We start from the raw sequence: 25,273 nt of genomic DNA on the forward strand, positions 1-25,273 counted from the left end.
TCGACCAGGATTGTGACTGACCAGATCAGGCAAGACCTGCCGCGTCCGAGGCCTTCTGCGCCCGGTTCGCGCAGGTCTTTTTTCATGCCCGAGGACGGTCCATCCGCGACGTCAGCCGCGCCCCCTTCCCCCATCGCAGAGAGGCGCCATCGTGACCACCACCGACACCCACTTCCCGCCCGGGTTCCTCTGGGGCGGAGCCACCGCCGCCAACCAGTGCGAGGGCGCGTACGACGAGGGCGGCAAGGGCCTGTCCATCCAGGACGTGATGCCCCGCGGCGTCATGGGCCCGCCCACCGACGAGCCGACGCCGGACAACCTCAAGCTGCAGGGCATCGACTTCTACCACCGGTACGCCGAGGACATCGCGCTGTTCGCGGAGATGGGCTTCCGGACGTTCCGGTTCTCGATCGCGTGGGCGCGGATCTTCCCGGACGGCGACGAGGCCGAGCCGAACGAGGAGGGCCTGGCGTTCTACGACCGGGTGCTCGACGAGTGCGAGAAGCACGGCATGGAGCCGCTGGTCACCATCTCCCACTACGAGACCCCGCTGGCGCTCGCGCGGACGTACGACGGCTGGGTCAGCCGGGAGATGATCGGCCACTTCGCGACGTACGCGCGGACCCTGTTCGAGCGGTACGGGTCGCGCGTCAAGTACTGGCTGACGTTCAACGAGATCAACGCCGTGCTGCACGCCCCGCTGCTGAGCGGCGCGATCCTCACGCCCAAGGACGAGCTGTCGCCGGCCGACCTCTACCAGGCGATCCACCACGAGCTCGTGGCCAGCGCGCTCGCCACGAAGATCGCCCGCGAGGTCGCCCCGGACGCGCAGGTCGGCTGCATGCTCATCGCGGTGCCGGCGTACCCGCTGACGCCGTCGCCGGCCGACGCGCTCGCCGTGATGCGGACGCAGCACCAGACGCTGGCGTTCGGCGACGTGCACTGCCGGGGCGAGTACCCCGGGTACCTGCTGCGGCACCTCCGTGAGCTCGGCGTCGAGCTCGACATCACCGACGACGACCGCGAGACGCTGAAGCACACGGTCGACTTCGTGTCGTTCTCCTACTACTCGAGCATCTGCGAGACGGCCGATCCCGGGGCGCTCGAAGGGCAGAGCAACATGATGGGCGGCGTGCCGAACCCGACGCTGGTGGCCAGCGAGTGGGGCTGGCAGATCGACCCCGTCGGGCTGCGCATCGTGATGAACCAGTTCTGGGACCGGTGGCGCAAGCCGCTGTTCATCGTCGAGAACGGGCTCGGTGCCGTCGACGAGCTGGTCGAGGTGGACGGGGTGCGGACCGTGGTCGACGACTACCGGATCGCGTACCTCAACGAGCACCTCGTGCAGGTGGAGGAGGCGCTGCGCGACGGGGTCGACGTGCTCGGCTACACGACGTGGGGCTGCTGCATCGACCTGGTGTCGGCGGGGACGGCGCAGATGAGCAAGCGGTACGGGTTCGTCTACGTCGACCGGCACGACGACGGGTCGGGGACGCTGGAGCGGTACCGGAAGAAGTCGTTCGACTGGTACGCCGAGGTGATCCGGACGAACGGGGGGAGCCTGGAGCGGTAGCGCGCCGGGCGCACTGTGCGCTCAGGCGAGGAGCGGCCTCTTCGTGGCGAAGGGGTCCGCTCCTCGGCGTCCCGACTTCGCTGCGCTGGGCTTGACGCGCAGCTAGCAGGTACCCCAGAGGCCGAGTCCGGCTGCAGAGGCATCGTCCTGGGCCGACGCGAGTGCCACCTGGTGCACGCCTGGGACGTCGTAGGTGTACTCGTAGGCGTACCCCTCCGCGACGAGCAGCAGGTTCACCAGCGTCGACTCGTCGAGCCACGCGTACGCCAGGGTGCGACCGTACTGGTCGACGGGGTCCTGGGTGGGGTCGCTCTCGAGCCAGACCGACCGTCCGGTCAGCAGTTCCGCCGTGCGCGCGGAGGCCTCGGGGCCGAAGCACTCGACGGGGCTGTCGGGCTTGACGCTCTCCGGGGTGTCGATGCCGAGCAACCGCACTCGTTCCTCGGCTCCGTCGCGGAGCACGATGATCGTGTCCCCGTCGACGACCCGCTCCACCGGCACCGGACCGGCGGCGGACGGCGGTCGTACGAGGGCGCCAGGTTCGCTCTCGGTGTCAGCGGGGTCGATCAGGCCGAGGCGTGGCAGGCCCCACCAGGCCACGCCCACCGCCACGAGGATCATGACCAGGGCACCGAGTCCATGGCGCCGACGGCGGGATGTCGCACTCGCACCGGTGCGTACCGCGCTCATGCCCCGGAGTGCTCGACCGAGTCCCCGGTCTCGGTCGCGTCCGCGGCACGCTTCCGGCGAAACATCGAACCGACCGCACCGGCCGCAGCACCCTTGACCGCGAATCCCGCCCCCTTGACCGCGGACCCGGCGCCCTTCACCGCGGTGAGCGCGCGCGCCTCGTCCGGGACGCCGTCGCCATCCAGGTCGACCGACCGGAAGACGTCGGCCGCCCGCGTCACGGTTCCCCAGACGTCCTCGCCGAAGTCGGAGACGCTGTCGGCGGCGCTCTGCAACGCAGCGGCGGCGCGCGACGGGGCGACGGACTCAGGCTCAGTCCTCACGAACTCCACGAGCGCCGCGGGAAACGCCGTCAGCGGCTGGGGGAACGCAACCCGAGCGGACTTCACGACGTCGCGACCGAAGGTGAAGCTGCCGACCCCGCCGATCAGGGCACCGACTCCGAAGGGAATGGCCTTGCCCAGGGTGCCTGCGCCGATCTTCGCGCCGTTCTTGAGCGCCTCGCGCGCGAGGATGGTGAGGACGGGTGCCAGCGCGGAGTCGGGGAGCTGCTGGGTGAGCACCTCGCCCCAGCCGTTCGGCATCGCCTTGCCGACCACACCGGCCGCGACGGTGCGAGCGTCGCCGGCGTCGAGGCCGGGGATGGAACCGAGGACGATCTTGGTCACCTGGCTCTGCGACTTCTCTCCGAGCAGCATCCCGAAGACGAGGGGCTGAGCACGGGCCGCGTCGTCGACCTCGATGCCGTTGAGCTCCGCGACGGCCAGGACGTAGAGCGCGCTCGTCTCGTAGAAGAACAGCAGGTCGGCGACGCCAAGTCCGAGTGCGACGGGGATGCCTACGCCCGGGATCGCGGCCGAGAGGCCGACGCCCGTGCTGGTGGTCGTGACGGTCGCGACGTAGCGGCGATCGAGCTCCTTGAGGAGCTCGGCCGGGGACGCGTCCGGCTTGTCCCGGCGTAGCGACCGCAGGTACTCGAGCACCACCGGCCGCTGGACCGAGATCGCCTTGTAGATCTGCGCCTGGAAGCCGTCGGTCTGGGTGGCTTGCTTGGCCGACGCGACGAACTCCGCCGGTGCCGTGGTCGCGGTGTCCCGGGTCATCGTCAGCTCAGGCTCGTTCATCGGGCACCTCTCGTCTCCACCCACCGTCAGCCTGCCGAGGCTAGAGCCGAAAGACTGATCGCGGGGCGCGAAACCGGCCGCGCCCGTTCGAATTCAGCCACTTGGCCGGTCTGACGAACCCCAGCCCTCAGTCCTCACCTCAGCCCTCGAGCGCGGTCCGGCCCTCGCGCGACGGGGCGTGGCGACGCGTCGGCGTGTGCGCGCGTCCGATCGGGCGACCCGGGTGCAGACGCCCTTGTCGCCGGCCGGCGCACTGCCGATAGCCTCCGGCAACGACCCGACCCCGACCGAGGACGACGCATGGGCATGTGGGACTGGCTGCGGCCACGGAAGCGCACGGACGAGCCCACAGCGGCGCAGCTGCTCGACCAGGTCGGGCCTCCCGCGCCGACGACGCGCGCCGCGACGCCGGTGGCGGTCCCCTCGCTGCCCCTCACGTCGGCTCCGCGCGCCGTCTTCGCCGTCCTCGACGTCGAGACGACCGGCCTCGCGGCCGCCCGCGACCGGGTCCTCGAGCTCAGCGTCGTCCGCTGCGACGCCGCCGGCCGGCCGATCGACGAGTGGTCGTCCCGGTTCAACCCGCAGGGCCCGGTCGGCGCCACGCACATCCACGGCATCACCGCCGCGGACGTCGCGGACGCGCCGCTGTTCGCGGCCGAGGTCGCCACGCTGGCGGGCCGGCTGTCCGGGCTCGTGCTCGTCGCGCACAACGCCCGGTTCGACCTCGGGTTCCTCCGCGCCGAGTTCGCTCGCGCCGGGTGGGCGATGCCGTGGGCTCCTTCGTTGTGCACGCTCGAGGAGAGCCGCCGCCACCTGCCGTCCCTCGCCCGCCGTCGGCTCCCCGATTGCTGCGCCGCGGCGGGCGTCCGGCACGAGGGCGCGCACTCGGCGCTCGGCGACGCCCGCGCGGCCGCCGGTCTGCTGGCGGCTTACCTGGGCGCACGGCGCGGCGGGGCAGCTCTGTATGACGCGCTGGTCGCGGAAGCGGCCGGAGTGGCGTGGCCCGACGGACCGTCCGGGACCGTGGTGCCCGCGGCTCCCGCCGGCGTCGTCCGCGAGGACCGCCGGATCCGCGAGCAGCCCCGGGAGCACCGCCGCCTCGTGCAGCTGCTCGACGACCTCGCAGTGGCGGACGCCGTCCCGACGGGTGCGCCGGAAGGCACGGCCTCGTACGTCGAGCTGCTCGCGGAGGTCCTGGAGGACGGCGTCCTCACCGACGACGAGGCCGGCGCGCTCGCCGACATCGCGCAGCTGTGGGAGCTGCCGCCGGAGGCGGTCACCGCCGCGCACGAGGCGTTCCTGCTCGCGCTCGCGGGCAAGGCGGTCGCCGATGCCCGGGTGACTCAGGCAGAGCGCGCCGAGCTGTACGAGGTCGCCGAGCTGCTGGGTGTGGACCGGAGCCGGGTGCTCGCGTCGCTGGACGCCGCCGCGGCCCGGCGCGACGCCCGGCAGAGCGAGGGGCTGGCGCCGCTGCCCGAGGGGTGGGCACACGGCGAGCCGCTGCGGGTCGGGGAGTCGGTGGTGTTCACCGGGTGCGACGAGGACGTGCGGACGGTGCTCGAGGCGCGGGCCAAGGCTGCGGGCCTGCGGGTCTCGACCAAGGTGTCAGGCCGCACGGCCATGCTTGTCACCGACGGCAGCTTCGCCGGCACCAAGCTGGCGGACGCGCAGCGCCTCGGCACCCGCATCGTCGCGCCGGAGCTGTTCGGGGTCCTGCTCGACCACGTCCAGCCCACGGCCGCGCCGACGGTCACCGCGACCAGGCACGGGCGCGCCACCCCATCGGCCCCGGCGCCTGCGGTCGAGCGCGTGGTGGCGGCGCGCGCCGACGTCGCGCCGGCGGTGATCCGCGAGTGGGCGCGCGGCCAGGGCATCGTGGTGAGCGACCGAGGCCGCCTGTCGGCGGACGTCGTCGCCCGGTACCACGACGCGCACCCGGTGGAGGTGACGCCGTGAGCGAGGGCTTCGAGGTTCCGCCTGCGCTCGAAGGCCTGGTCGATGCACACGTGAACGAGCCGCAGAAGCCGGTCCTGATCCGGCCCTGGTCCTGGCGATCGGCTCTGCTCGACATCGATCCGGGCGTGCTGGCGGTGTTCGACGACGACGCGGTGTCGCGCCCGAGCCAGAGCACGCCGGGGGACCGGCTGGTCGATCGCGAGGCAGTCCACGGTCTGCTCGACGGCACCGACCTCGCGGACGATGTGGCACTGCTCCGAGCGTTCCTCGCGGTCCAGGCCTGGGGTGCGGGGGTCACCGGCACGCGGACGCTCCGGCACACCGCGCGGGCCTTCGCCCACCGGGCGCAGCTCCTGAGCGCACTGCGGACGAGCGTCGAGCGGCTCCGGGACGCGAACGGCACGGCGGCGCTCGCCGAGGCCTACGACGGCTGGAGGTGCCCTGGCGTCGGTCCGTCGTTCTTCACGAAGTGGTTCGCTTACGCCGGCCGACGGGCCGGCCGGGACTGGCAGCCGCTGATCCTGGACGACAGGGTCTACCGCGCGCTGAACACGACGCTCGACGTGCGGCTCGTCGACCTCGCCGGCAGCCGGTCCCGCGCGGCGAGGTACCGGGCGTACGTCGAGGCGGTCCACGACTGGAGTCGGACGCTCGGCGTGCCTGCGGAGCGGCTCGAGTGGGTGCTGTTCCGGGACAACGGGAGCGCCGCGAGCGAGCCCGGCCCGTGAGCCCCGCGCGCGTCACGCCGCAGCAGTACTCGACGATCGGCTGCGTCGGGCAACGTGGATCGTGCGTGAATCGCGCCGCGCCGCCTATTGACCAGGACGCGTCTCCTCACGGTCTGAGGCAGAGCAGGCCCGTAGGACGGCGGCTCCGCGGTAGTTCGCGGCGTGCTTGTCGAACCGGGTGGCCAGACCGCGCCCTTGCTTGAGGTGGGCGAAGGCCGTGCCATCTCAGCGCCCCGCCGGCGACCTGAGCGCGGCACCCCTTCGGGTGAAGCCGGAGCGAATCAAGCACCCCCCCTCTGCTGCCGTGGTTAGCGTCCCGAGGACAGGGGGATCGGCGATCGCTCGGGCCAGGTCCCCCAAGCACAGCAACAGGGGGCTAGCAATGACAGGCGTACGAACAAGACTGACCGCCGGTCTGGGAGCAGGGGCGCTGCTCGCCCCGTTGGTTCTTCTAGCGGGCGCGGGACCGGCCGCCGCCGCGTCCGCGATGGTGACGGACTGCGACTTCTGGCCGCAGGAGACGTTCCACCGCAACCAGCCGGTGTGCGTGACCGGCGACCTGGACTACGTCCCGCCGGGCCACATCGTGCCCACGGCGGACATCTACGTCACCGCGAACACGACCTGGTCCGACGGCGACCGCGCTGTCGACGTCACGGGTTCGGTGAACCGGTTCCAGTCATTCGGGACCTTCTACGACCAGTACGCCTGGCTGCCGACCCTGGAGGCCGGCCGCTACGACATCCTCATCGACAACGACCTGAACGGAACATGGGACCCCGCCCACGACATCCTGCTCGGCGCCGGGACCGACTACGCATTCTCGGTCACCGGCACAGACCTAGCCGGGTATGACTTCGACTCCGCGTCGGTGAAGGCGGAGGCTCAGGCCCAGGTGGGCGGGTGGTCGCAGCTGTCCAACTTCGGCCGCTACGCCGGTGGCGTTCAAGCCGGAGCCGCCGCCACGGACGCCGGACGGTTCGCGAGCTCTGCCGGGTGGAGCGTGCCGCTCACGGGGCTGGTCGCGGGCGGCGGTACTGCTGGCTTGTCCTTCACCGACTTCACTGTCCCGACGAGCTACAACGACGGGGTGCTCTACATCGGCGGGCTGGTCATCAACTCGCTCGCCGGAACGCAGGCGCAGCACTACCAGAACCTGGCCGACGACCCCGCCGACCCGGCCTACGGACGGGCCGTCGGACTCGACATCGAAGCGGTGCAGACCGACCTCGCGGACCGACTCGCCGCCCTGGGCTTGTCCAGCAGCTACCCGTTCGCACCGGCAATCGACGACCCGTCGCACCTGCAGCAGGTCCGGATCGCGACGCTCCAGGCCGAGCAGGCCGCCACGGTGCAGGCCGTCATCGACTCTCACGAGCGTCTCCTGGGAGCCCGGGACGCCGATGATGTGCGCTGGACGGTCAGCCACGCGGTCTCTCTGGAGCAGTACACGAGCGCGCTCGTGGCCGACCAGCAAGAACTCATGGCTCTGCTGCAGGCCGAGCGCGACGCGCTGGCGACTCAGCCCGGCGCCGACGACCCCATCGACGCGGCGGCGCTCACCGGCTTGCAGACCCGCCTCTCGTCCACCGGCCTCAGCCCGCAGGAGACTGCCGACTACGAGGCGATCGGATTCACGCCCGCTGATGCCCAGGTCGTGGTCGACCGGATCCTGGCCTTCGTCCCGCCCGCCACGAACATGTCCGCACTCGACGCCTACGACGCGGTCCTGGCCGCCTCGACCGACCTGCTGACCACGTTCCAGGCCGCCGCCGACGAGGCAGCCGCGCTGAACGCCGAACTGATCGCACAGGTGCAGGCCGTCGCCATGCCGACCCTGACCCTGGCCGGTCCCGGCACCACCGTGACCGCCGGCGCCCCGACCACCCTGACCGCGACGACCGGCAGCGGTACGGGCGCCCTGACCGTGCGCTGGGATTTCGACCTGGACGGGGACTTCGACGACGCCACCGGCACCACGGCGCCCTTCACACCGGACCGGGCTAGCGACCAGCTCGTCGGGGCACGCGTGACGGACTCGCGCGGGCTGAGCACGACCAGCTACGTGCGGGTCGTCTCGAACCAGGCCAGTGCCCCCGCCGTGGTCGCGACCTCGAGTCCTGCGACCGGTCGGGTCACCGTCACCGGCGGGGCCAGTCAGGTGTTCTCCGTCGCTGCCACCGACCCCGAGAACGTGCCGGTGACGTTCCAGTGGTACCTCGACGACACGCCTGTGGGCACGGGTCCGACGTACACACACACGACCACGGCCGGCGAACGCTCCATCCACGCGGTTCGGGTCGTCGTCTCCGACGGCGACGAGACCCACACGCATCCCAGCGCCACCTGGGCCCTGACTACCCTCCCGTGACCCGAACTCGACAATCCGCGACGACGCCCAGCCCGGCGCGCAGCTACCTGTGGTGGCCGCTCCTGGTCAGTGCAGCCTGGCTGGGCGCCGTCGCGGTCGGAATGTCGTGGCCGGCCGTCTTGCTCATGCTGCCGTGCGTTCTCACCGCCGCCCTCGTCGGGCTTCGTGGTCCGTTCCGGCGCAGCCCGTTCCCGCAGGCGCTCCGGATGGCCACGGCTCTCGTGCCGATGATCGTCGTCACCGTGCAGAACCCCTGGTACGACCGGTTCGGACTCAATCAGGGTCAGCCAGGGGTGATCACACCCGCGGAGTTCTGGTCGCACGTCGCCCGAGCCGAGATCATCGCGCTCGTCGTCGTCGAGCTCACGCTCTTCACATTCGCTGCGCGCGCCAGCGAGCGCAGCCGATGAACTCATCGCCGCTTCGATGAGTTCCGCGGGCCGCGCCGGTCCCATGGCGCCGGACTGCACCGCACCCAGATTCGATACGCACTAACGGCGCGGCGGGTCCACTCGCCCCCCGGCCGCATGCGTCCACCGCGTACGCATGCTCAGAACGTCGTTCGACTTCGCCGAGTGACGCCGCGTACCCCGGGCTCAGTACACGACCCGCCCCGACGCGTCCTTCACCCCCGACTTCCGCCAGAAGTAGCTCCGCACCTGGTCCCGCCACTCCACGGCCGACGCGCGCTGCACCTCCAGCCGCTCCCGCACCCGCGCGTCGAAGGCGGCCGGCACCGCCACGCCCACGAGGTCCGCCAGCGAGTCCCACGAGGCCTCGACCGCGTCCAGCCCCTCGACCGCCTCGGAGCGCGAGTCGTAGATGTGCTGGATCACCGTCTTCCCCGACCGGAGCACGTGCGCGTACGGGACGTGGTGGAAGAACAGCAGCAGCTCGTCCGGGCAGGTCTCGACCGACTCGTACGTCTCCCGCCACGGCGACGGAAACTGCCCCGCGAACCCGGTCCCGGTCGCCACCGTGCGGTCGACTCCGATCCCGTCGCGGTCGGCGAAGTGGTACGTCCCCCAGCGCGAGTACTCGTACCCGTCGACCGACGGCCCGCCGTGGGTGCCGGGGTCGACCATGAACCCGACGCCCAGCGGCGCGGTGTACCCCTCGTACCGCGCCCACGAGCCGTCCATGACGTCGTGCAGCACCGACCGGATCCGCGCCAGGTCGTCGGCATCGGCCGAGGCGAACGTCAGCGCGATCCACTCGTCCAGCACGTCCTCGGCTGTCAGCGTCGAGTCCCACGCCAGCCGCCCGAACGCGTACAGGTTCGCCTGGGCCAGCGGGTGCCCGGTCCAGAACGCGTCGTCCCCGACGTTCGACACCGCGACGACCCCACCCGCGGGCGACGACGCCCCCGATCCGCCGACGATCGACGCCACCGCCCGCGAGCCGTCCAGCGGGAACCGCAGGTACTCCCGCCAGGCCGGCGCGAGGTAGCAGACGTGCCGCTGCTGCCCGGTGTACTCCTGCGTCACCTGCAGCTCGATCGCCAGCCGGGTACGCGGCATCGCGGCCAGCACGGGGGAGAGCGGCTCGCGGACCTGGAAGTCCATCGGCCCGTGCTTGACCTGCAGGACGACGTTGTCGGCGAACGTCCCGTCGAGCGGCGCGAAGTGGTCGTACGACGCCCGCGCGCGGTCGGTGGTGCGGTCCCGCCAGTCCTGGTGGTGGTTGTAGACGAACGCCCGCCACAGGACGGTGCCGCCGTGCGGCCGCAGCGCCGCGGCGAGCATGTTCGCGCCGTCGGCGTGGCTGCGGCCGTACGCGAACGGCCCGGGCTGGCCCTCCGAGTCGGCCTTGATGAGGAAGCCGCCGAAGTCCGCGACCGCGGCGTACACCCGGTCCGCCGTCGAGGCCCACCAGGAGGCGACAGCCGGGTCCAGCGGGTCCGATGTCGCCAGACCGCCCAGCCGCTGCGGCGACCCGAACGACACCGACAGGAAGATCCGGATCCCGTACGCCCGGAAGACGGCGGCGATGCGCGCGACGTCCGGGAGGCCTTCGGTCAGCAGCCGGGCCTCGTGGGCGTGCACGTTGACGTTGTTGATGCCGACCGCCTCGACGCCGGTCGCGGCGAGCAGCCGGGCGTAGTCGCGGACCCGGCCCAGGTCGGCGCGGACCTCGCCGTCGGCGTAGAAGATCGAGCCGCCGGCGTAGCCGCGCTCGATCTGGCCCATCACCGGGTGCACGGTCATGTTGTCCCAGTGGTCGAGCATGCGGAGCGGCTGCTCGGGCGCGCTCGTCGTCGTCCCGGGCACCGCGTCGCGGCCGAGCATCCGCCCCACCGCCTCCTCGCGGGCCAGCGCGTACAGCCCGCGCAGGGTGGTCGGTCCGTCGGCGCCGAGCAGCACCGTGCGGTCGCCGGTCCGGACGATGGCGTGGCCGCCGGCGGGGACCTGGGGCAGGGCGTCGAGGCCGACCGACGACGGCGACGCGACGGCCTCGACCGGCGCGACGACCAGCCGCGCCTCGGCGGCGGCCGGGGCCGAGGAGCCGGACGACAGCTCCGAGCGGACCGTGTCGAGGCACGGCCCGGCGCCGAGGACGGCGGACGGCTGCGCGCGCAGCGGGACCAGGGCCGCGTCGGGCAGCCAGGCGGGGTGGACGGTGACGGCGACGGCGTTGTCGGGGGTCATGGCTCCGGTGGGGGTCGAGCGGTCAGGACGGTCCCCGCGCCGGTGCGGCGACCAGCGGCGGGACGAGGAGGGTGGCGAGCGTGGGCTCCCACAGCGGTGCGGTGTGCCAGCGGGCGGAGAGCGCGCCGTCGGGGGCGCGGGTGACCAGCAGCCGGTGCGGGGACGCGGTCGCGACGAGGTGGGCGCGCACGGTCCCGTCGGGCAGCCGCTCGGCGCGCGCCGCGACGGGGACGACGCCGTCGGGGACGGGGTCGCTGGGGGCACCCGACGCGACGTCGCCGGGTCGGAGCGTGAGGGACCCGCGGTTCCACGCGTCCGGGCGCAGGTCGACGACGCCGCCGGGCAGGCCGTCGCGGGCCGCGATCGTCAACCGCCACGCGTCGGGCCCGGCGTCGTCCAGCGTCCACCCCGCGACGTCGAGCGCGGGGGCGTCCGACGCGACGTACCGGTCGCGCGCCGCCCACGAGTCGCGCTCCGCGACACCGCCGACGAGCGTCCCGGCCGACCCGGCCGCGCCCGGCGCCCCGCCCGACGCGTCGCGCTCACCCGCACCCGCCGCCCCGGCCGGCCACGACCCAGCCGCCGCCACCAGCCCCCACAGCACGTCGAGCACCCGCTGGGTGTCCATCGCCGACCCCTGGTACGCCACGACGACCCCGGACTCGGGCACGACGAGCGTGAACTGCCCGTACGCCCCGTCCATCCGGTACCCGTGCCGGCTGCGCCAGACCCCGTACCCGTACCCGAGCGCCCAGTCGTCGTGGGCGGTGTCGGGCTCGGGGCCTTGATGGTCCTCGACGAACGTGTCGGCCGTCGGCACGAACGTCGTCGCCATCGCCTCGACCACGGCCGCGGGCAGCACCCGCGTCCCGCCCGGCGCGACGCCCCCGGACGCCAGCGCCATCCCGAGCCGCGCCTGGTCGTCGACGGTGAGGTGCAGCCCCGAGAAGCCCTGCTCGACGCCGGCGAGCGGCCGCCACCACCGCGGCCCGATGCCGAGCGGGTCGAGCAGCCGCGGCCTCAGGTACGCGGTCGGCTGCTCCCCGGCGACGGCGTGCACGACGCGGCCGAGGGTGCAGGTCGCGGGGGAGGAGTACGCGAACCGCGTCCCGACGGGGAACTCGGGCGGCGTCGTCAGCAGGACGGCCGGGTCCGCCGGCATCACGGACGTCTGCTCGCGGCTGTGCCCGGTGGACATGGTGAGCAGGTGCCGCAGCGTGAACCCGTGCGGGTTCGGCAGGTCGAGGTGCCGGTCGACCGGGTCGGACAGCGCCAGCCGCCCCTCCGACTCGAGCAGCAGCACGGCCATGGCGGTGACCGACTTGGAGACCGAGTAGACGAGCCCGGCGTGCTCCGCGTCGTACGGCGCCCAGGTCGCGCGCGCCAGGACGGTCCCGTGACGGGCGACGACGAGCGCGTGCGGGTCGAGCCCGTCCAGCGCGTCGAGCGCCGCGTCCCACGCGCCTCCGGTCACGACCGGCCCCCGGTCGACGAGGGCGCCGCGGTCGACGCCCGGATCACCAGCTCCGTCACCAGCTCCACCCGCGTCGACGGCGGCTGCCCGCCCGCGGCGAGCGTCAGGAGCATCCGGGTCGCCATGGACGCCATCTCCCGCAGCGGCTGGTGCACGGTCGTCAGCCCGGGGTCGATCCACTGGCTGATCGGCAGGTCGTCGTACCCGACGACGGACAGGTCCTCGGGGACGCGCAGCCCGAGCTCGCGGGCGGCGCGCAGGACGCCGAGCGCCTGGTAGTCCGACCCGGCGAACACGGCGGTGGGCCGGTCGGGGCGGTCGAGCAGGTCGAGCCCGTGCCGGTAGCCGCTCTCGGCGTCGAACGCGCCCCACCGGATCAGCGCGGGGTCCCACGGCACGCCGACCTCGTCGTGCGCGCTTCGGAAGCCGTCGACGCGGGCGCGGGAGCACAGCATGTCGTCCGGCCCGGAGATCGCGGCGATCCGGCGGTGCCCGAGCGCGAGCAGGTGCCGGGTGCCGGACAGGCCGCCGTTCCAGTTGTTGGAGCCGACGGTGGGCACGCCGGCGGGCGGCTCGCCCTGGGTGTCGACCACGGCGAACGGGATGTTCCGCGACTCGAGCTGGTGCCGCTGCTTGGCGTCGAGCCCGGACAGCACGAGCAGGACGCCGAGCGGTCGGCGGGCCATGACGTCGTCGATCCACTCCTGCGGCGGGCGGTGCGAGCCGCCGAGCTCGGACAGCACGACGCCGACCCGCTCGGGGCCGCAGACCTGCTCGACGCCCTTGATGATCTCCTGCGCCCACAGGTTGTCGGCGGCGTGGAACACCAGGTCGAGCAGTCGGACCCCGTGGCCGGAGCCCCGGGTGGCGACGGGCTTGCGGTAGTCGTGCCGCTCGAGCGCCGCCTCGACGCGGGCGCGGGTCGCCTCCGAGACGTCGGTGCGGCCGTTCAGCACCTTCGACACGGTCGGGATCGACACGCCCACCTCGCTCGCGATGTCGGCGATCGTCGTGCGGCCTCTCGGCATGGTTCCCCTTCGAAACTGTCGCTGTCGAGCAGCTGGCCCCGACTGTAGCGCACGGACCGTGCCCGACGGCGGGAAGAGGGGTGTGGTTGACGGACGCCGCCCGACGCCCCTACGGTGCGGGTGAAACGGTATCGGTCGTCGGAGCGCAACTTTCGAAACGCGAGCCCGACCGAACCCACGACGAAGTGGATGCCACATGAGCGACGCACCGCCTCCAGCCCGACGCCACCCGCGCCGGCCGGTCGTGGTCCCTGGCGCGGTGAGCGCATGACCGTCCAGGGCCCCGAGATCACCACGCCGGCCCCCGTGCCCACGGGCCCGGCCGGCCCGGCCGCGGAGATCACCCCGGCCGCCGACCCCGACGCCCGCGCCCGCCGCGGCCGCACCAGCCGCCGGACCCGCCGCGGCCGGATGGACGGCAAGATCCCCTGGCGTACGGCGCTGCGCAAGGACTGGCAGCTCTACTCGCTGGCCGTGCTGCCGCTGATCTTCTTCGCGGTGTTCCGGTACACGCCGATGCTCGGCAACGTCATCGCGTTCCGGAAGTTCCGCGCCGGCGGCAACATCTTCGGCGAGGAGTGGGTGGGCTTCCGCTACGTCGAGATGTTCCTGTCCGACCCGACGTTCTGGATGGTCTTCCGGAACACGCTGGTCATCGGCGCGCTCACGCTGCTGTTCTGCTTCCCGCTGCCGATCGTGCTGGCGCTGCTGCTGAACGAGCTGCGCTCGCGGGTGTTCAAGCGGTTCGTGCAGTCGGTGTCCTACCTGCCGCACTTCCTGTCGATCGTCATCATCGCCGGCATGCTGTTCCAGCTGCTCTCGCTGGAGGGCACGGTGAACCAGGTCGTCACGGCGCTGGGCGGGGACGCGGTGCCGTTCCTGCAGCGCCCCGAGTGGTTCCGCGCGGTGTACGTGTCGAGCGAGGTCTGGCAGACCGTCGGCTGGGGCACGATCCTCTACCTCGCGGCGCTGACCACGGTCGACGAGAGCCTCTACGAAGCGGCGCGGATCGACGGCGCGAACCGTATGAAGCAGACCTGGCACATCACGCTGCCGGGCATCCGGCCGACGATGGTCACGCTGCTCATCCTCAACATCGGCACCTTCATGGCGGTCGGGTTCGAGAAGGTCCTGCTGCTCTACAACCCGCTGACCTATCCCACGGCCGACGTCATCTCGACGTACCTGTACCGGGTCGGCCTGGTGTCCAACAACTTCTCGTACGCGGCGGCCATCGGGCTGTTCGAGTCGATCATCGGCCTGACGCTGATCCTCTCCGCGAACGCGATCTCGAAGCGAGCGGTGGGAGCGAGCCTGTGGTGACGACCGTCGAGACCTCCGCGGGCCCGCTGCCCGCGCGCACCGGCAGCCTGCTGCGGGAGACCCGCGGCTACAAGGTGTTCCGGGCGTTCAACGTGGTGGCGCTGCTCGGCGTCGTCGCCGTGACGCTCTACCCCTTCCTCATGATCATCGCGCGGTCGTTCAGCTCGGACACCGCGATCCGGTCGGGCCAGGTGAACATCTGGCCGGTCGGGTTCAACCTCACGACGTACCAGCTCGTGATGAACGACGCGATGTTCTGGACGAACTACAAGAACACCGTGATCTACACCGTCGTCGCCACGGCGATCGCCCTGGTGCTCACCACCTGCTACGCCTACGTCATCTCGAAGCACCACCTGCGCGGGCGCTCGGTGCTCATCGGCATCGCCGTGTTCACGATGTTCTTCAACGGCGGCCTGATCCCGAACTACGTCCTCATCACGAGCCTCGGGCTGAAGAACTCGCTGTGGGCGATCGTGCTGCCGAACGCGATCAGCGTGTTCAACCTGCTGGTGATGAAGGCGTTCTTCGAGAACCTCCCGCTGGAGCTCGAGGAGGCCGCGCAGATCGACGGCCTCGGCACCTACCGGATCCTGTGGAAGATCGTCATCCCGCTGTCCAAGGCGGTGATCGCGACGATGCTGCTGTTCTACGCGGTCAGCTTCTGGAACTCCTGGTTCGCGGCGTTCCTCTACATGGACAAGTCCGAGCTGTTCCCGGTCACGGTCTACCTGCGGAACCTCATCGCCGGGTCGTCGACCGCCCAGTCCACGGGCGCCGCGGCCGCCGACGTCGCGCAGGTCTCCGCGAACATCCAGTCCGTGACGATGGTGCTCACCGTCCTCCCGATCCTCTGCGTCTACCCGTTCGTGCAGAGGTACTTCGTCTCGGGGGTGATGCTCGGCTCCGTCAAGGGCTGACCCCCGCTCTTTCCCTCCCGCGACCAACGACGATGTTCGTCACGAAAGGAATGCCATGTCCCAGCGCACGCGGGCGCGCGGCCTCGCCGCCGCAGCCGCCCTCGCCCTGGCCCTGACCGCCTGCTCCGGCGGCTCCGACGGCGACGAGGAGACCTCCGGCCTCGACAACCGCACGGGGGCGATGGAGGACTACGCCGCCGGCGACCAGTTCACCGCGACGGAGCCGCTCACGTTCTCGATGCTGTTCTCCGACCACCCGAACTACCCGTCGCAGGACGACTGGCTGCTGTGGTCGGAGATCACCGACCGCACGAACGTCACGCTCGACCCGACGCTCGTGCCGATGTCCGACTACGAGCAGAAGCGCAGCCTGCTGATCGGCGCCGGCGACGCCCCGTCGATCATCGCGAAGACCTACCCCGGTCAGGAGGACGCGTTCGTGTCCTCGGGCGCGATCCTCGCAGTCTCCGACTACGTCGACCTGATGCCGAACTACCAGCAGAAGGTCGCCGACTGGGGCCTCGAGGACAACATCGACCAGCTCCGGCAGGCCGACGGCAAGTACTACGTGCTGCCCGGCCTGCACGAGGCGCCGTGGCAGGACTACACGATCGCGATGCGCACGGACGTGCTCGCCGACCTCGGCCTCGACGCCCCGACCTCGTGGGACGAGTTCCGCACGACCCTCGAGGCGATCAAGGAGGCCCGCCCGGGCGAGTACCCGTTCTCCGACCGGTTCTCCGAGACCTACCCCGGCGGCAACCTGCTCAACATGGCGGCGCTCGGCTTCGGCACCTCCGCCGGCTGGGGCTACAACAACGCGACCTGGGACGGCGACGCCGAGGAGTTCGTCGCCACCGCCGCGATGCCCGAGTACAAGGAGATGGTCGAGTACTTCCACGACCTCGTCGCCGACGGGCTGATGGACCCCGAGAGCTTCACCCAGGACGACGACAGCGCGATCCAGAAGTTCGTCACCGGGAAGTCGGTGGCGATCGGCACCAACGCGCAGAGCGTCGTCAACGAGTACGAGCCCGGGCTCGCGACCAACGACCCCGACGCGACGGTCGCGAAGATCCCGTTCCCGTGCGGCCCGGTCGGCTGCGTGCTGAACCCGGTCACGCAGACCGAGAACGGGATCATGATCAACGCCGACGCGGCCGACTCGCCGAACTTCGTCGCGATGATGCAGTTCATCGACTGGCTGTTCTACTCGGACGAGGGCCAGGAGTTCACCAAGTGGGGCGTCGAGGGGACGACCTTCGAGAAGGCCGCCGACGGCACCCGCACCCTCGCCGCCGACGTCGACTACGTCGGGCTGAACCCCGGGGCCCCGAAGCACCTGCAGAAGGACTTCGGGTTCGCGGGCGGCAACTTCGCCTACGGCGGCGCGACCGAGCTGCTGTGGTCGACGTTCTCCGACGCCGAGGTCGCGTTCCAGGAGTCGATCGCCGACTACGACATGATCGACCTCGCGCCGCCGGCCCCGCTGGACGAGGCCGAGAACGAGCAGCTGACGCTGATCGACACCACGCTCCGGGACGCGGTCTCGCAGGGCACGATCCAGTTCATCCTCGGCCAGCGCGACCTGTCCGAGTGGGACGCGTTCGTCGCCGACCTCGAGGGCAAGGGCGCGACGCAGTACGTCGACGTCGTCAACGGCGCGCGCGACCGCTACGTGGCCGACAACGGCTGAGCCCTCGCCGTCGTCCCGGGTGCCACTGCCCTCGCGCCCGGGACGGCGGCGAGCTTCGTCCCCATCCCCGACCGGAGAGCCACCATGACCAGCACCGGCGCACCCGCCGCCGTCGTCGTCCCGTCCGAGCCCGTCGGCACCCTGCCGCCCGCCTGGCGCGCCTGCGTGGGCACCGGCCGCACCCGCGAGGTGCTGCACGCCGACTACCGCGACTCGCTCGCGGTGGTGCAGGACGAGATCGGGTTCGGCGCCACCCGGGCGCACGGCATCCTGCACGACGACATGGGGCTGGTGCAGCCCTGGTCGCACGAGGGCCGGTCGGGGACCCGGTACGGGTTCGCGTACCTCGACCTGGTGGTGGACACCTGGCTGGACGCGGGCATGGCGCCGTTCCTCGAGCTGGGGTTCATGCCGGCCGCGCTCGCGTCCGGCGACCAGACGCAGTTCTGGTGGCGGGGCAACGTCACGCCGCCGCGGGACCACGACGCGTGGGCCGACCTGGTGCGCGCGCTGCTGCGGCACCTCGTCGACCGGTACGGGATCGAGACCGTCCGCACCTGGCCGGTCGAGGTGTGGAACGAGCCGAACCTGCCGTTCTTCTGGCAGGGAGCCGACGAGGCCGCGTACCACCGGCTGTACGACGTGACCGCGCGCGCCGTGAAGGACGTCGACGCCGACATCCCCGTCGGCGGGCCCGCGGTGTCGCCCGGCGCCGACGACTGGCTGCCGCGGTTCGCCGAGCACGTCGCCGAGGCCGGGGTGCCGTGCGACTTCGTCAGCAAGCACGCGTACACCTCGGGGCCGGCGCAGCACGTGCCGTTCGGGACCTACCAGACGCTGCGGCCGCCGCAGGACCTGCTCGACCAGTTCGCGACGCCGCGGTCGCTGCTGGCCGGGACCGCGCTGGCCGGGCTGCCGGTGCACATCACGGAGTTCTCCTCGTCGTACCGGCCGGACAACCCGATCCACGACACGGCGTACCAGGCCGCCTACCTCGCGCCGGTGCTCGCCGGCGGCGGCGACCTGGTCGACTCCTTCTCCTACTGGACGCTGTGCGACGTGTTCGAGGAGGTCGGCATCCCGACCGCGCCGCTGCACGGCGGGTTCGGCCTGCTCGGGCACCGCCAGCTGCGCAAGCCGGTGTTCCACCTGTACGCGTTCCTGGCTCGGCTCGGGTCGTCGGTGCTGGCCCGAGGGGCCGACCACCTCGTGACGCGGCACCCCGACGGGCGCGTGACGGCGCTGCTCTGGCAGCCGCTCGACGGCGCCGCTCCCGCCGAGGCGGGGCACCGGGTCCGGCTCGACCTGCCCGGCGCCGGGCCCGCGGTCGTCACCGAGCGGCACGTCGACGCCGAGCGCGGGAACGTGCGCACCGCCTGGCAGGCGATGGGCAGCCCGCTCGCGCCGGACCACCGGGCGCTCGCGGACCTGCACGACGCGTCGGCCCCGTCGCTGCTCGTCCGCCGGGTCGCCGCCGACGCGGGGCGGCGGGTCGTGGACGTGGCGCTCGGGCGGCACGGGATCGCGCTGGTCGAGGTGGCCGGGGCGCCGGACCAGGCGCCGGCGTGGACGCACGACGGGCGGTTGCTGGGGGCTGCTGCGCCGCCGGGTGGGGCCGACGGCGCCGGGCCGGGCGCCGGGGGTGCGCGGTGAGCGCCGCCCGGGCCTGGACCGACGACGAGGTCGGGCGCGGCCCGCTGTCCCGCGGGGCCGCGGCGGTCTACCGGGTGCTCGTCCTCGAGGCGCTGCTCGTCCTGACCACCCTGCCGACCGCCGTGCTGCTCGTCCTGCTCGACCGGTCCGCCGCCAACCTGCCGCTGTTCGCCGCCGCGCTGCTGCCCGTCGGGCCGGCGGTGGTCGCGGGGCTCGCCGCCGCGCGCGCGTGGGAGGTCGACCCGGACCTGTCGCCCGCGCGCGGGTTCTGGCGGGCGTACCGGCGCGACGCCCTCGGCACGCTCCGCTGGTGGGCGCCGCTGCTGGCCGTCTCCGCCGTGCTGGCGGTGAACGCCGCGCACGCCGAGGTCGTGCCCGGGGGCGCAGCGCTGCGCCCGGCGGGCCTGGTGCTCGCGGCGCTGCTCGTCGTCGTCGGCGGGCACCTCGCCGTGCTGCAGGCCAGGTTCGCGTTCCGGCTGCGGGACGCCGTGCGGATCGCGCTCGCCGAGGTGGTGCCGCAGTGGCGGTTCAGCCTCGGGGTGCTGTGCCTGCTCCTGGTCGGCGCCGCGGTCACCGTGCTGGCGTTCGACGTGGTCACCGTCCTGCTCGCCTGGGCCGGCGTGCTGCTGCTGCACGCCATGGCCCGCCCGCTCGTCGCCGACGTCACCGAGAGGTTCACCGTCCATGTCTGACGCCACGCCGCTGCGCACCCCCGCGCCCGCACCGACCCCGGCGCGGCTGCCGCGCACCCCGTCGATCGCCTACGGCGGCGACTACAACCCCGAGCAGTGGGGCAAGGACGTCTGGGACGCCGACTACGCCGCGTTCGACGCCGCCCGGATCACCACCGTGACCCTCGGGGTGTTCAGCTGGTCGCTGACCCAGCCCGCCGAGGCCACCTTCGACTTCACCGTGCTCGACGAGATCGTGCAGCGCGCCGCCGACGAGGGCCGGCAGGTCTGCCTCGCGACCGGCACCGGTGCGCTGTCGCCGTGGATCGCCCGGGCGTACCCGGAGGTGACGCGCGTCGACTTCGAGGGGCGCAAGCACCGGTACGGCCAGCGGCACAACGCGTGCTGGTCGTCCCCGGCGTTCCGGCGCCTCGCCGCGGGCATCGCGGGCCGGGTCGCCGAGCGGTACGCCGACCACCCCGCCGTCATCGCCTGGCACGTCGGCAACGAGTACGGCGGCGACGGCGGGGCCTGCTACTGCGACCTGTGTGCCGCCGAGTTCCGGCTCTGGCTGCGCGCCCGGTACGGCACGCTCGACGCGCTGAACGAGGCGTGGAACGCGACGTTCTGGTCGCACCGGTTCACCGACTGGGACGAGATCGAGCCGCCCAGCGCGCTCACCGAGCACTGGAAGGGTCGCGGGTACACGGCGTTCCAGGGCATCACGCTCGACTACTACCGGTTCAGCACCGACAACGCGATCCGCCAGTTCGCCGAGGAGAAGGCCGCGATCCGCGCGCACTCCGACCTGCCGGTGACCACGAACTTCATGGGGTTCTTCCAGCCGCTCGACTACCACCGCTGGGCCCCGCACCTCGACTTCGCGTCCTGGGACAACTACCCGCCGCGCTCCGACGAGCCCTGGCGCACCGCGCTGACCCACGACCTGATGCGCGGGCTCAAGGACGGCGCACCGTTCTGGCTGATGGAGCAGACCCCGACGGTCACCGCGTCCCGGGACGTCAACCCGGTCCGCCGCCCGGGGATCATGCGGCTGTGGTCCTGGCAGGCCGTCGCGCACGGGGCCGACTCCGTCCTGTTCTTCCAGATGCGGGCGTCCCGCGGCGCCTGCGAGATGACCCACGGCGCCGTGCTCGACCACTCCGGCCGGCTCGACACCCGGGCGTTCCGGGAGGTGGCGGGGCTGGGGGAGGAGCTCTCGCGGCTCGGTGACGCGCTGCTCGGCGCCCGGACGCCCGCACGCACGGCGCTGCTGGTCGACTGGGACTCGTGGTGGGCGGTCGAGATGGCCGACGGGCCGAACCGCCTCGTGAAGTACCTGCCGACGCTGCTGGAGTGGGGCCGGGCGTTCTGGGACGCGGGCGCGCAGGTGGACGTCGTCCCGGTGACCGCCGACCTGTCGGGGTACGACGTGGTGGCGGCACCGCTGCTGCACCTGGTCAAGGGCAACCTGGCCGGGCGGCTCGCGGAGGTGGCGGCGCGCGGCGGGACAGTGCTGACCGGGTACCTGTCCGGGCGGGTCGACGAGGATGACCGGCGGTTCCTCGCCGACGTCCCCGGGCCGCTGGCGGGGCTCGCGGGGGTGCGGGTCGCGGAGACCGACGCGGCCGAGCCGGGGGTGGTGAACCCGGTGGTGTTCGCGGGCGGGATCGGCGGGTCGGGCGGCGGGGACGGCGAGGACGGCGAGGACGGGCCGGTCGTCGACGGGCGGATGGTCTTCGAGGTGCTGGTGCCCGAGGGCGCCGAGGTGATGGCGCGGTACGGCGCCGACTTCTACGCGGGCGAGCCGGCGGTGACCCGGAACCGGGTGCCGGCGGCGGGCGTTGGGGCGGGCGGGGGCACGGCACGCGCGGCCCGGGCCGTCGGCGACGCCGCGACCGGTGCCCCGGCAGGCGCCGAGCCCGCCGAGGGCCACGTCTGGTACCTCGGCACCGAGCTCGCGCAGGAGGGCCTGGCGCACGTCGTCCGCACCGCGCTCGCCCGGCACGACCTGCTCGGCCCGTACGCCGACGTCCCGGGCCTGGAGCTCGCGACCCGCATCACGACGACCGGCGACCGCGTCGACCTGCTCCTGCACCACGGCACCGACCCAGTGACGATCGAGGCGCACGCCGACGGCACGGACCTCCTGACGGACCGCAGGTGGACGGCGGGCGAGCGCGTGACGCTCGCCCCGGCGGACGTCGTCGTCCTCCGCCGGGCCTGACTCGCGCGACGCAGCCGGGGTACCTCACGGACGACAGCCGCCGAGACTGCAGAAGGTGCGGGGTTCGGGGGCCCGAAACCCCGCATCAACTGCATTCTCGGCGACGAGATCCCACGCGGACACGGGAGCGGGGCGGAGCCGGGCCGGGCCGGCCGGGCCGGGTCGGGGCGGGGCGGGGCGGAGCCGGGCCGCCGAGACTGCAGAAGATGCGGGGTTCGAACGAGCGGAACCCCGCAAGTAGTGCAAGCTCGGCGAGGGAGTGGGCGGCGAGCGGGGCGGCCGGGAGGGCGACGCTCGGCGGCGACACGCGCCGCGCGCGTCAGGCGGCCAGGAACTCCAGGGCGCGGGCCTGGTCCAGGACCGCCGCGACCAGGGGCTCGTGGCCGCCCAGCCCGGCGTCCAGCCGGTCCAGGACCGCGCGGACCGACGTCGGGAGGTCACCGTCCGCCAGGCCCGCCACCCGCTCCGGCCGCGCCTCCGCGACCGGGGCCCCGAGCCCGCGCAGGTGCAGCGCCCACGCCGCGACGGTCGTGGCGGCCCCGGCGGGCACCCGCCCCGCCCGGCACTCGGCGACCAGCACCGGCGCCAGCCGGACCGGCAGCTTCTCCGAGCCGTCCGCAGCGATCTGCGCGAGCAGGTGCTCGATCCGCGGGTTGCCGAACCGGTCGAGCAGCGCGCGCCGGTACGCGCCGACCTCGTCGGCGGGCAGGTCCAGGTGTCGGGCGGCCTCGTCCCACCACGTCTCGACCCAGCCGCGCAGCCGGCGGTCCGCGATCGCGTCCGCCACCGCCCGGTAGCCGAGGGAGCCGCCCGCGTAGGCCAGCAGCGAGTGGGCGCCGTTGAGCAGCCAGAGCTTGCGCTGCTCGAACGGCAGCACGTCCTCGACGAGCTGCGCGCCCGCGTCGTCCCACGCCGGCCGGCCGGCGGGGAACTCCCCGGAGACGACCCACTCGGAGAACGGCTCGGTGACGACGGGCGCGGCGTCGGCGAGCCCGGTCGCGGCGCGCACCGCCTCGCGCCCGGCGTCGGTCGTGGCGGGCGTGATCCGGTCGACCATCGTGGTGCCGAACGCGACGTGGTCGCCGACCCACTCGGCGAGCGCCGGGTCCACGAGGTCGGCGAGCTCCAGCACCACCCGGCGCAGCGCGGCGCCGTTCTCGGGCAGGTTGTCGCAGGGCAGCAGCGTCATCGGCCCCGCCCCGGTCGCCCGGCGCAGCCGCAGGCCCGCGACCACCCGGCCCGGGACGGTCCGCACCGGCCCGTGCCGGTCGGCGCGCAGCGCGGCCACGTCGGCCCGCACGTCGCCGCGGTCGGTGTCGAGCGCGCCGGACGCGGTCCGGACGTAACCGGCCTCGGTCACGGTGAACGTCGCGACCGCGACGGCGCGGTCCGCCCAGTAGCCCAGCCAGGCGTCGTGCTCGTCGCCGCCGTGCGCGGCCGACACGCTCGACACGACGCGGAACCGCTCGCCGTCGGCGGCCCGGGTGACCAGCGTGTACAGCCCGTCCTGCGGGGCCAGTGCCTCCGCCAGCGTGCGGGAGCGACCGGTGAAGGCGGCGATGCCCCAGCCCGCGGCGTCGGGGGCGTTGTCGGTGTACCAGGCCTGGTGGGCGCGGAAGAAGCCGCCCAGCCCCAGGTGCACGACGCGCACGGGCGCGGCGGGGCGGCCGTGGCCGGCGGCGCGGGACAGCCGCAGGCCGGTGGGGGTGGTCAGGCGGTGCTCGGGGAGGGTGATCACAGCCGGAACGCCTCTCTCGGGATGGTGGTGACGAGGTCGACGGCGGTCTCGTGCGCCTCGTCGAGGGTCAGCCGGTGGTCGGCGACGAGCCGGGCCAGGTACGCGGCGTCTGCGCGCCGGCTCGCGTCGTGCCGGGCGGGGATGGACAGGTAGGCGCGGGTGTCGTCGACGAACCCGGAGGTCTTGGCGAACCCGGCGGTCTCGGTGACGGCCGCCCGGTACCGCTCCATCGCGTCGGGCGCGTCGAGGAACCACCACGGCGCCCCGACGTAGAGCGACGGGTAGAAGCCGGCCAGCGGCGCGAGCTCGCGGGAGAACGTCGTCTCGTCGATGGTGAACACCACCAGCCGGAACCGCGGGTGCGTGCCGAAGGCGTGCAGCACCGGGCGCAGCGCCTCGGTGAACTCGACGGTCACGGGGATGTCGGCGCCGATGTCGGTGCCGAGGCGCTCGCGGGACGGCGCGTGGTGGTCGCGGCGGACGCCCGGGTGCAGCGTCATCACGAGGCCGTCCTCGCTCGACATCCGCGCCATCTCGAACAGCAGGCCCCGGCGCAGCGCCTCGGCCTCCGCGGCGGTCGCGGTCCCGGCCCGGGCCGCGGCGTACAGCCGCTCGCCGTCGGCCGGGTCGAGGGGGGCCATCGCCGCGTCCCGGTGGCCGTGGTCGGACGACACCGCGCCGTGCGCCGCGAAGTGCTCCCGCCGGCGCTGCATCGCGTCGACCCAGCCCGCGAGCGTGCCGGTGTCGGTCCCGGCGACCTCGCCCAACGCGTCGACGCGCTCGGTCCAGCCCGGGGCGCCGGCCTCCAGGTACCGGTCGGGGCGGAACGTCGGCACGACCCGGCCGTGCCAGGTCGGGTCGGCGCGCAGCGCGGCGTGGTGGGCGAGGTCGTCGCAGGGGTCGTCGGTCGTGGCGAGCACGTCGAGCCCGAACCGGTCGTACAGCGCCCGCGGCCGGAAGCTCGGCTCGGCGACCCGGGCGGCGATCGCGTCGTACAGGTCGTCGGCGCTCGCCTCGGACGGCACCAGGTCGACGCCGAGCACCTCGACCAGCACCTGCTCCAGCCAGAGCTTCACCGGCGTGCCGCGGAACGTCGGCCAGTGCCGGCACAGCAGCCGGAACGCGGCCCGGGACTGCGCGGGCGTCGGGTCGGCCACCCCGACGCCGAGGTCCTCGAGCGGCACGCCGCGCGCGTGCAGCAGGCGGGTCAGGTAGTGGTCGGGCGTGATGAGCAGCGCGGTCGGGTCGGGGAACGCGGCGTCCTCGGCCAGCCACCGGGCCGGGACGTGCCCGTGCGGGGACACGATCGGCAGGTCCCGCACCGACGCGTACAGCTCGCGGGCGACCGACCGCGTCGCCGGGTCCGCCGGCAGCAGCCGGTCGGGGTGCGGCGCGAGCCGGGGTGGGGCGACGGGGGTCGACAGCGCTGTCATGCGGCCATGGTTCGAGGCGG

Annotated in this window: 18 protein-coding genes; 11 read left to right on the forward strand and 7 right to left on the reverse strand. The window is 73.2% G+C overall.

All coding sequences use genetic code 11. The annotated features are described in order from the left end of the window. The first annotated feature begins 151 nt into the window (after positions 1 to 151). Positions 152 to 1,573 (forward strand): glycoside hydrolase family 1 protein, encoded by a 1,422-nt coding sequence (locus tag J5O08_RS00275; protein ID WP_218704856.1) that lies wholly within the window; start codon positions 152 to 154, stop codon positions 1,571 to 1,573. Positions 1,574 to 1,675: 102 nt separating this feature from the next. Here the strand turns inward: J5O08_RS00275 and J5O08_RS00280 are convergent, their stop codons facing one another. Both J5O08_RS00280 and J5O08_RS00285 read right to left on the reverse strand, forming a co-directional pair. After that, positions 1,676 to 2,194, reverse strand: coding sequence for a thermonuclease family protein (locus J5O08_RS00280; protein ID WP_218704857.1), 519 nt, complete (start codon positions 2,192 to 2,194; stop codon positions 1,676 to 1,678). A gap of 65 nt (positions 2,195 to 2,259) precedes the next feature. After that, complete coding sequence (locus tag J5O08_RS00285) at positions 2,260 to 3,366, reverse strand: hypothetical protein (RefSeq protein WP_218704858.1); 1,107 nt, start codon at positions 3,364 to 3,366, stop codon at positions 2,260 to 2,262. Between the two features lie 321 nt (positions 3,367 to 3,687). Here J5O08_RS00285 and J5O08_RS00290 point away from each other — a divergent pair, with 321 nt between their 5' ends. The 4 genes from J5O08_RS00290 (at position 3,688) to J5O08_RS00305 (ending at position 8,852) form a co-directional block, all read left to right on the forward strand. Further along, on the forward strand, positions 3,688 to 5,343 hold the full coding sequence (locus J5O08_RS00290; RefSeq protein ID WP_218704859.1) for a histone-like nucleoid-structuring protein Lsr2: 1,656 nt from the start codon (positions 3,688 to 3,690) through the stop codon (positions 5,341 to 5,343). A gap of 50 nt (positions 5,344 to 5,393) precedes the next feature. Next, positions 5,394 to 6,071: a hypothetical protein gene (locus tag J5O08_RS00295; RefSeq protein ID WP_218704860.1), complete on the forward strand. Its 678-nt coding sequence runs from the start codon at positions 5,394 to 5,396 to the stop codon at positions 6,069 to 6,071. Between the two features lie 547 nt (positions 6,072 to 6,618). Continuing rightward, on the forward strand, positions 6,619 to 8,442 hold the full coding sequence (locus tag J5O08_RS21430; protein ID WP_218704861.1) for a PKD domain-containing protein: 1,824 nt from the start codon (positions 6,619 to 6,621) through the stop codon (positions 8,440 to 8,442). Next, positions 8,439 to 8,852 (forward strand): hypothetical protein, encoded by a 414-nt coding sequence (locus J5O08_RS00305; RefSeq protein WP_218704862.1) that lies wholly within the window; start codon positions 8,439 to 8,441, stop codon positions 8,850 to 8,852. Before J5O08_RS21430 ends, J5O08_RS00305 begins: the two co-directional genes overlap by 4 nt. A 186-nt stretch (positions 8,853 to 9,038) precedes the next feature. Here the strand turns inward: J5O08_RS00305 and J5O08_RS00310 are convergent, their stop codons facing one another. From J5O08_RS00310 to J5O08_RS00320, 3 genes are read right to left on the reverse strand one after another with little or no spacing between them, the layout of a single operon-like run. Beyond that, positions 9,039 to 11,090, reverse strand: a complete 2,052-nt coding sequence (locus J5O08_RS00310; protein WP_218704863.1) for an alpha-glucuronidase — start codon at positions 11,088 to 11,090, stop codon at positions 9,039 to 9,041. Positions 11,091 to 11,112: 22 nt separating this feature from the next. Then, positions 11,113 to 12,564, reverse strand: a complete 1,452-nt coding sequence (locus tag J5O08_RS00315) for a serine hydrolase (RefSeq protein ID WP_218704864.1) — start codon at positions 12,562 to 12,564, stop codon at positions 11,113 to 11,115. Further along, positions 12,561 to 13,592 (reverse strand): LacI family DNA-binding transcriptional regulator, encoded by a 1,032-nt coding sequence (locus J5O08_RS00320; RefSeq protein WP_218704865.1) that lies wholly within the window; start codon positions 13,590 to 13,592, stop codon positions 12,561 to 12,563. The genes J5O08_RS00315 and J5O08_RS00320 overlap by 4 nt, the downstream gene beginning before the upstream one ends. Before the next feature lie 267 nt (positions 13,593 to 13,859). Between J5O08_RS00320 and J5O08_RS00325 the strand changes: the two genes are divergently transcribed. The 6 genes from J5O08_RS00325 (at position 13,860) to J5O08_RS00350 (ending at position 22,082) form a co-directional block, all read left to right on the forward strand. After that, positions 13,860 to 14,915 (forward strand): sugar ABC transporter permease, encoded by a 1,056-nt coding sequence (locus J5O08_RS00325; protein ID WP_218704866.1) that lies wholly within the window; start codon positions 13,860 to 13,862, stop codon positions 14,913 to 14,915. Then, on the forward strand, positions 14,909 to 15,835 hold the full coding sequence (locus tag J5O08_RS00330) for a carbohydrate ABC transporter permease (protein WP_230322822.1): 927 nt from the start codon (positions 14,909 to 14,911) through the stop codon (positions 15,833 to 15,835). The genes J5O08_RS00325 and J5O08_RS00330 overlap by 7 nt, the downstream gene beginning before the upstream one ends. A 55-nt stretch (positions 15,836 to 15,890) precedes the next feature. Further along, complete coding sequence (locus tag J5O08_RS00335; RefSeq protein WP_218704867.1) at positions 15,891 to 17,531, forward strand: extracellular solute-binding protein; 1,641 nt, start codon at positions 15,891 to 15,893, stop codon at positions 17,529 to 17,531. 84 nt (positions 17,532 to 17,615) lie between these two features. Beyond that, a complete protein-coding gene (locus J5O08_RS00340) occupies positions 17,616 to 19,184 on the forward strand; it encodes a xylan 1,4-beta-xylosidase (protein WP_218704868.1) in 1,569 nt (522 codons plus the stop codon). Further along, positions 19,181 to 19,876 (forward strand): DUF624 domain-containing protein, encoded by a 696-nt coding sequence (locus J5O08_RS00345; RefSeq protein WP_218704869.1) that lies wholly within the window; start codon positions 19,181 to 19,183, stop codon positions 19,874 to 19,876. Before J5O08_RS00340 ends, J5O08_RS00345 begins: the two co-directional genes overlap by 4 nt. Continuing rightward, positions 19,869 to 22,082 (forward strand): beta-galactosidase, encoded by a 2,214-nt coding sequence (locus tag J5O08_RS00350; RefSeq protein WP_218704870.1) that lies wholly within the window; start codon positions 19,869 to 19,871, stop codon positions 22,080 to 22,082. Before J5O08_RS00345 ends, J5O08_RS00350 begins: the two co-directional genes overlap by 8 nt. Before the next feature lie 319 nt (positions 22,083 to 22,401). Here the strand turns inward: J5O08_RS00350 and J5O08_RS00355 are convergent, their stop codons facing one another. Then, positions 22,402 to 23,820, reverse strand: coding sequence for a mannitol dehydrogenase family protein (locus J5O08_RS00355; RefSeq protein WP_218704871.1), 1,419 nt, complete (start codon positions 23,818 to 23,820; stop codon positions 22,402 to 22,404). Further along, positions 23,817 to 25,253 (reverse strand): glucuronate isomerase, encoded by a 1,437-nt coding sequence (uxaC, locus tag J5O08_RS00360; protein ID WP_218704872.1) that lies wholly within the window; start codon positions 25,251 to 25,253, stop codon positions 23,817 to 23,819. Before uxaC ends, J5O08_RS00355 begins: the two co-directional genes overlap by 4 nt. Positions 25,254 to 25,273 lie beyond the last annotated feature (20 nt).

Origin of the sequence: Cellulomonas sp. PS-H5, assembly GCF_019265565.1 — a bacterium.
In the GTDB taxonomy this organism is placed as follows: Bacteria; Actinomycetota; Actinomycetes; order Actinomycetales; family Cellulomonadaceae; genus Cellulomonas.

Bases quoted from the DNA above. Each gene is read 5' to 3' on its own strand.
- J5O08_RS00280 (WP_218704857.1), bottom strand. From the start codon at position 2,194: ATGATCCTCGTGGCGGTGGGCGTGGCCTGGTGGGGCCTGCCACGCCTC.
- J5O08_RS00285 (WP_218704858.1), bottom strand. From the start codon at position 3,366: ATGACCCGGGACACCGCGACCACGGCACCGGCGGAGTTCGTCGCGTCG.
- J5O08_RS00290 (WP_218704859.1), top strand. From the start codon at position 3,688: ATGGGCATGTGGGACTGGCTGCGGCCACGGAAGCGCACGGACGAGCCC.
- J5O08_RS00310 (WP_218704863.1), bottom strand. From the start codon at position 11,090: ATGACCCCCGACAACGCCGTCGCCGTCACCGTCCACCCCGCCTGGCTG.
- J5O08_RS00320 (WP_218704865.1), bottom strand. From the start codon at position 13,592: ATGCCGAGAGGCCGCACGACGATCGCCGACATCGCGAGCGAGGTGGGC.
- J5O08_RS00325 (WP_218704866.1), top strand. From the start codon at position 13,860: ATGACCGTCCAGGGCCCCGAGATCACCACGCCGGCCCCCGTGCCCACG.
- J5O08_RS00335 (WP_218704867.1), top strand. From the start codon at position 15,891: ATGTCCCAGCGCACGCGGGCGCGCGGCCTCGCCGCCGCAGCCGCCCTC.
- J5O08_RS00340 (WP_218704868.1), top strand. From the start codon at position 17,616: ATGACCAGCACCGGCGCACCCGCCGCCGTCGTCGTCCCGTCCGAGCCC.
- J5O08_RS00350 (WP_218704870.1), top strand. From the start codon at position 19,869: ATGTCTGACGCCACGCCGCTGCGCACCCCCGCGCCCGCACCGACCCCG.
- uxaC (WP_218704872.1), bottom strand. From the start codon at position 25,253: ATGACAGCGCTGTCGACCCCCGTCGCCCCACCCCGGCTCGCGCCGCAC.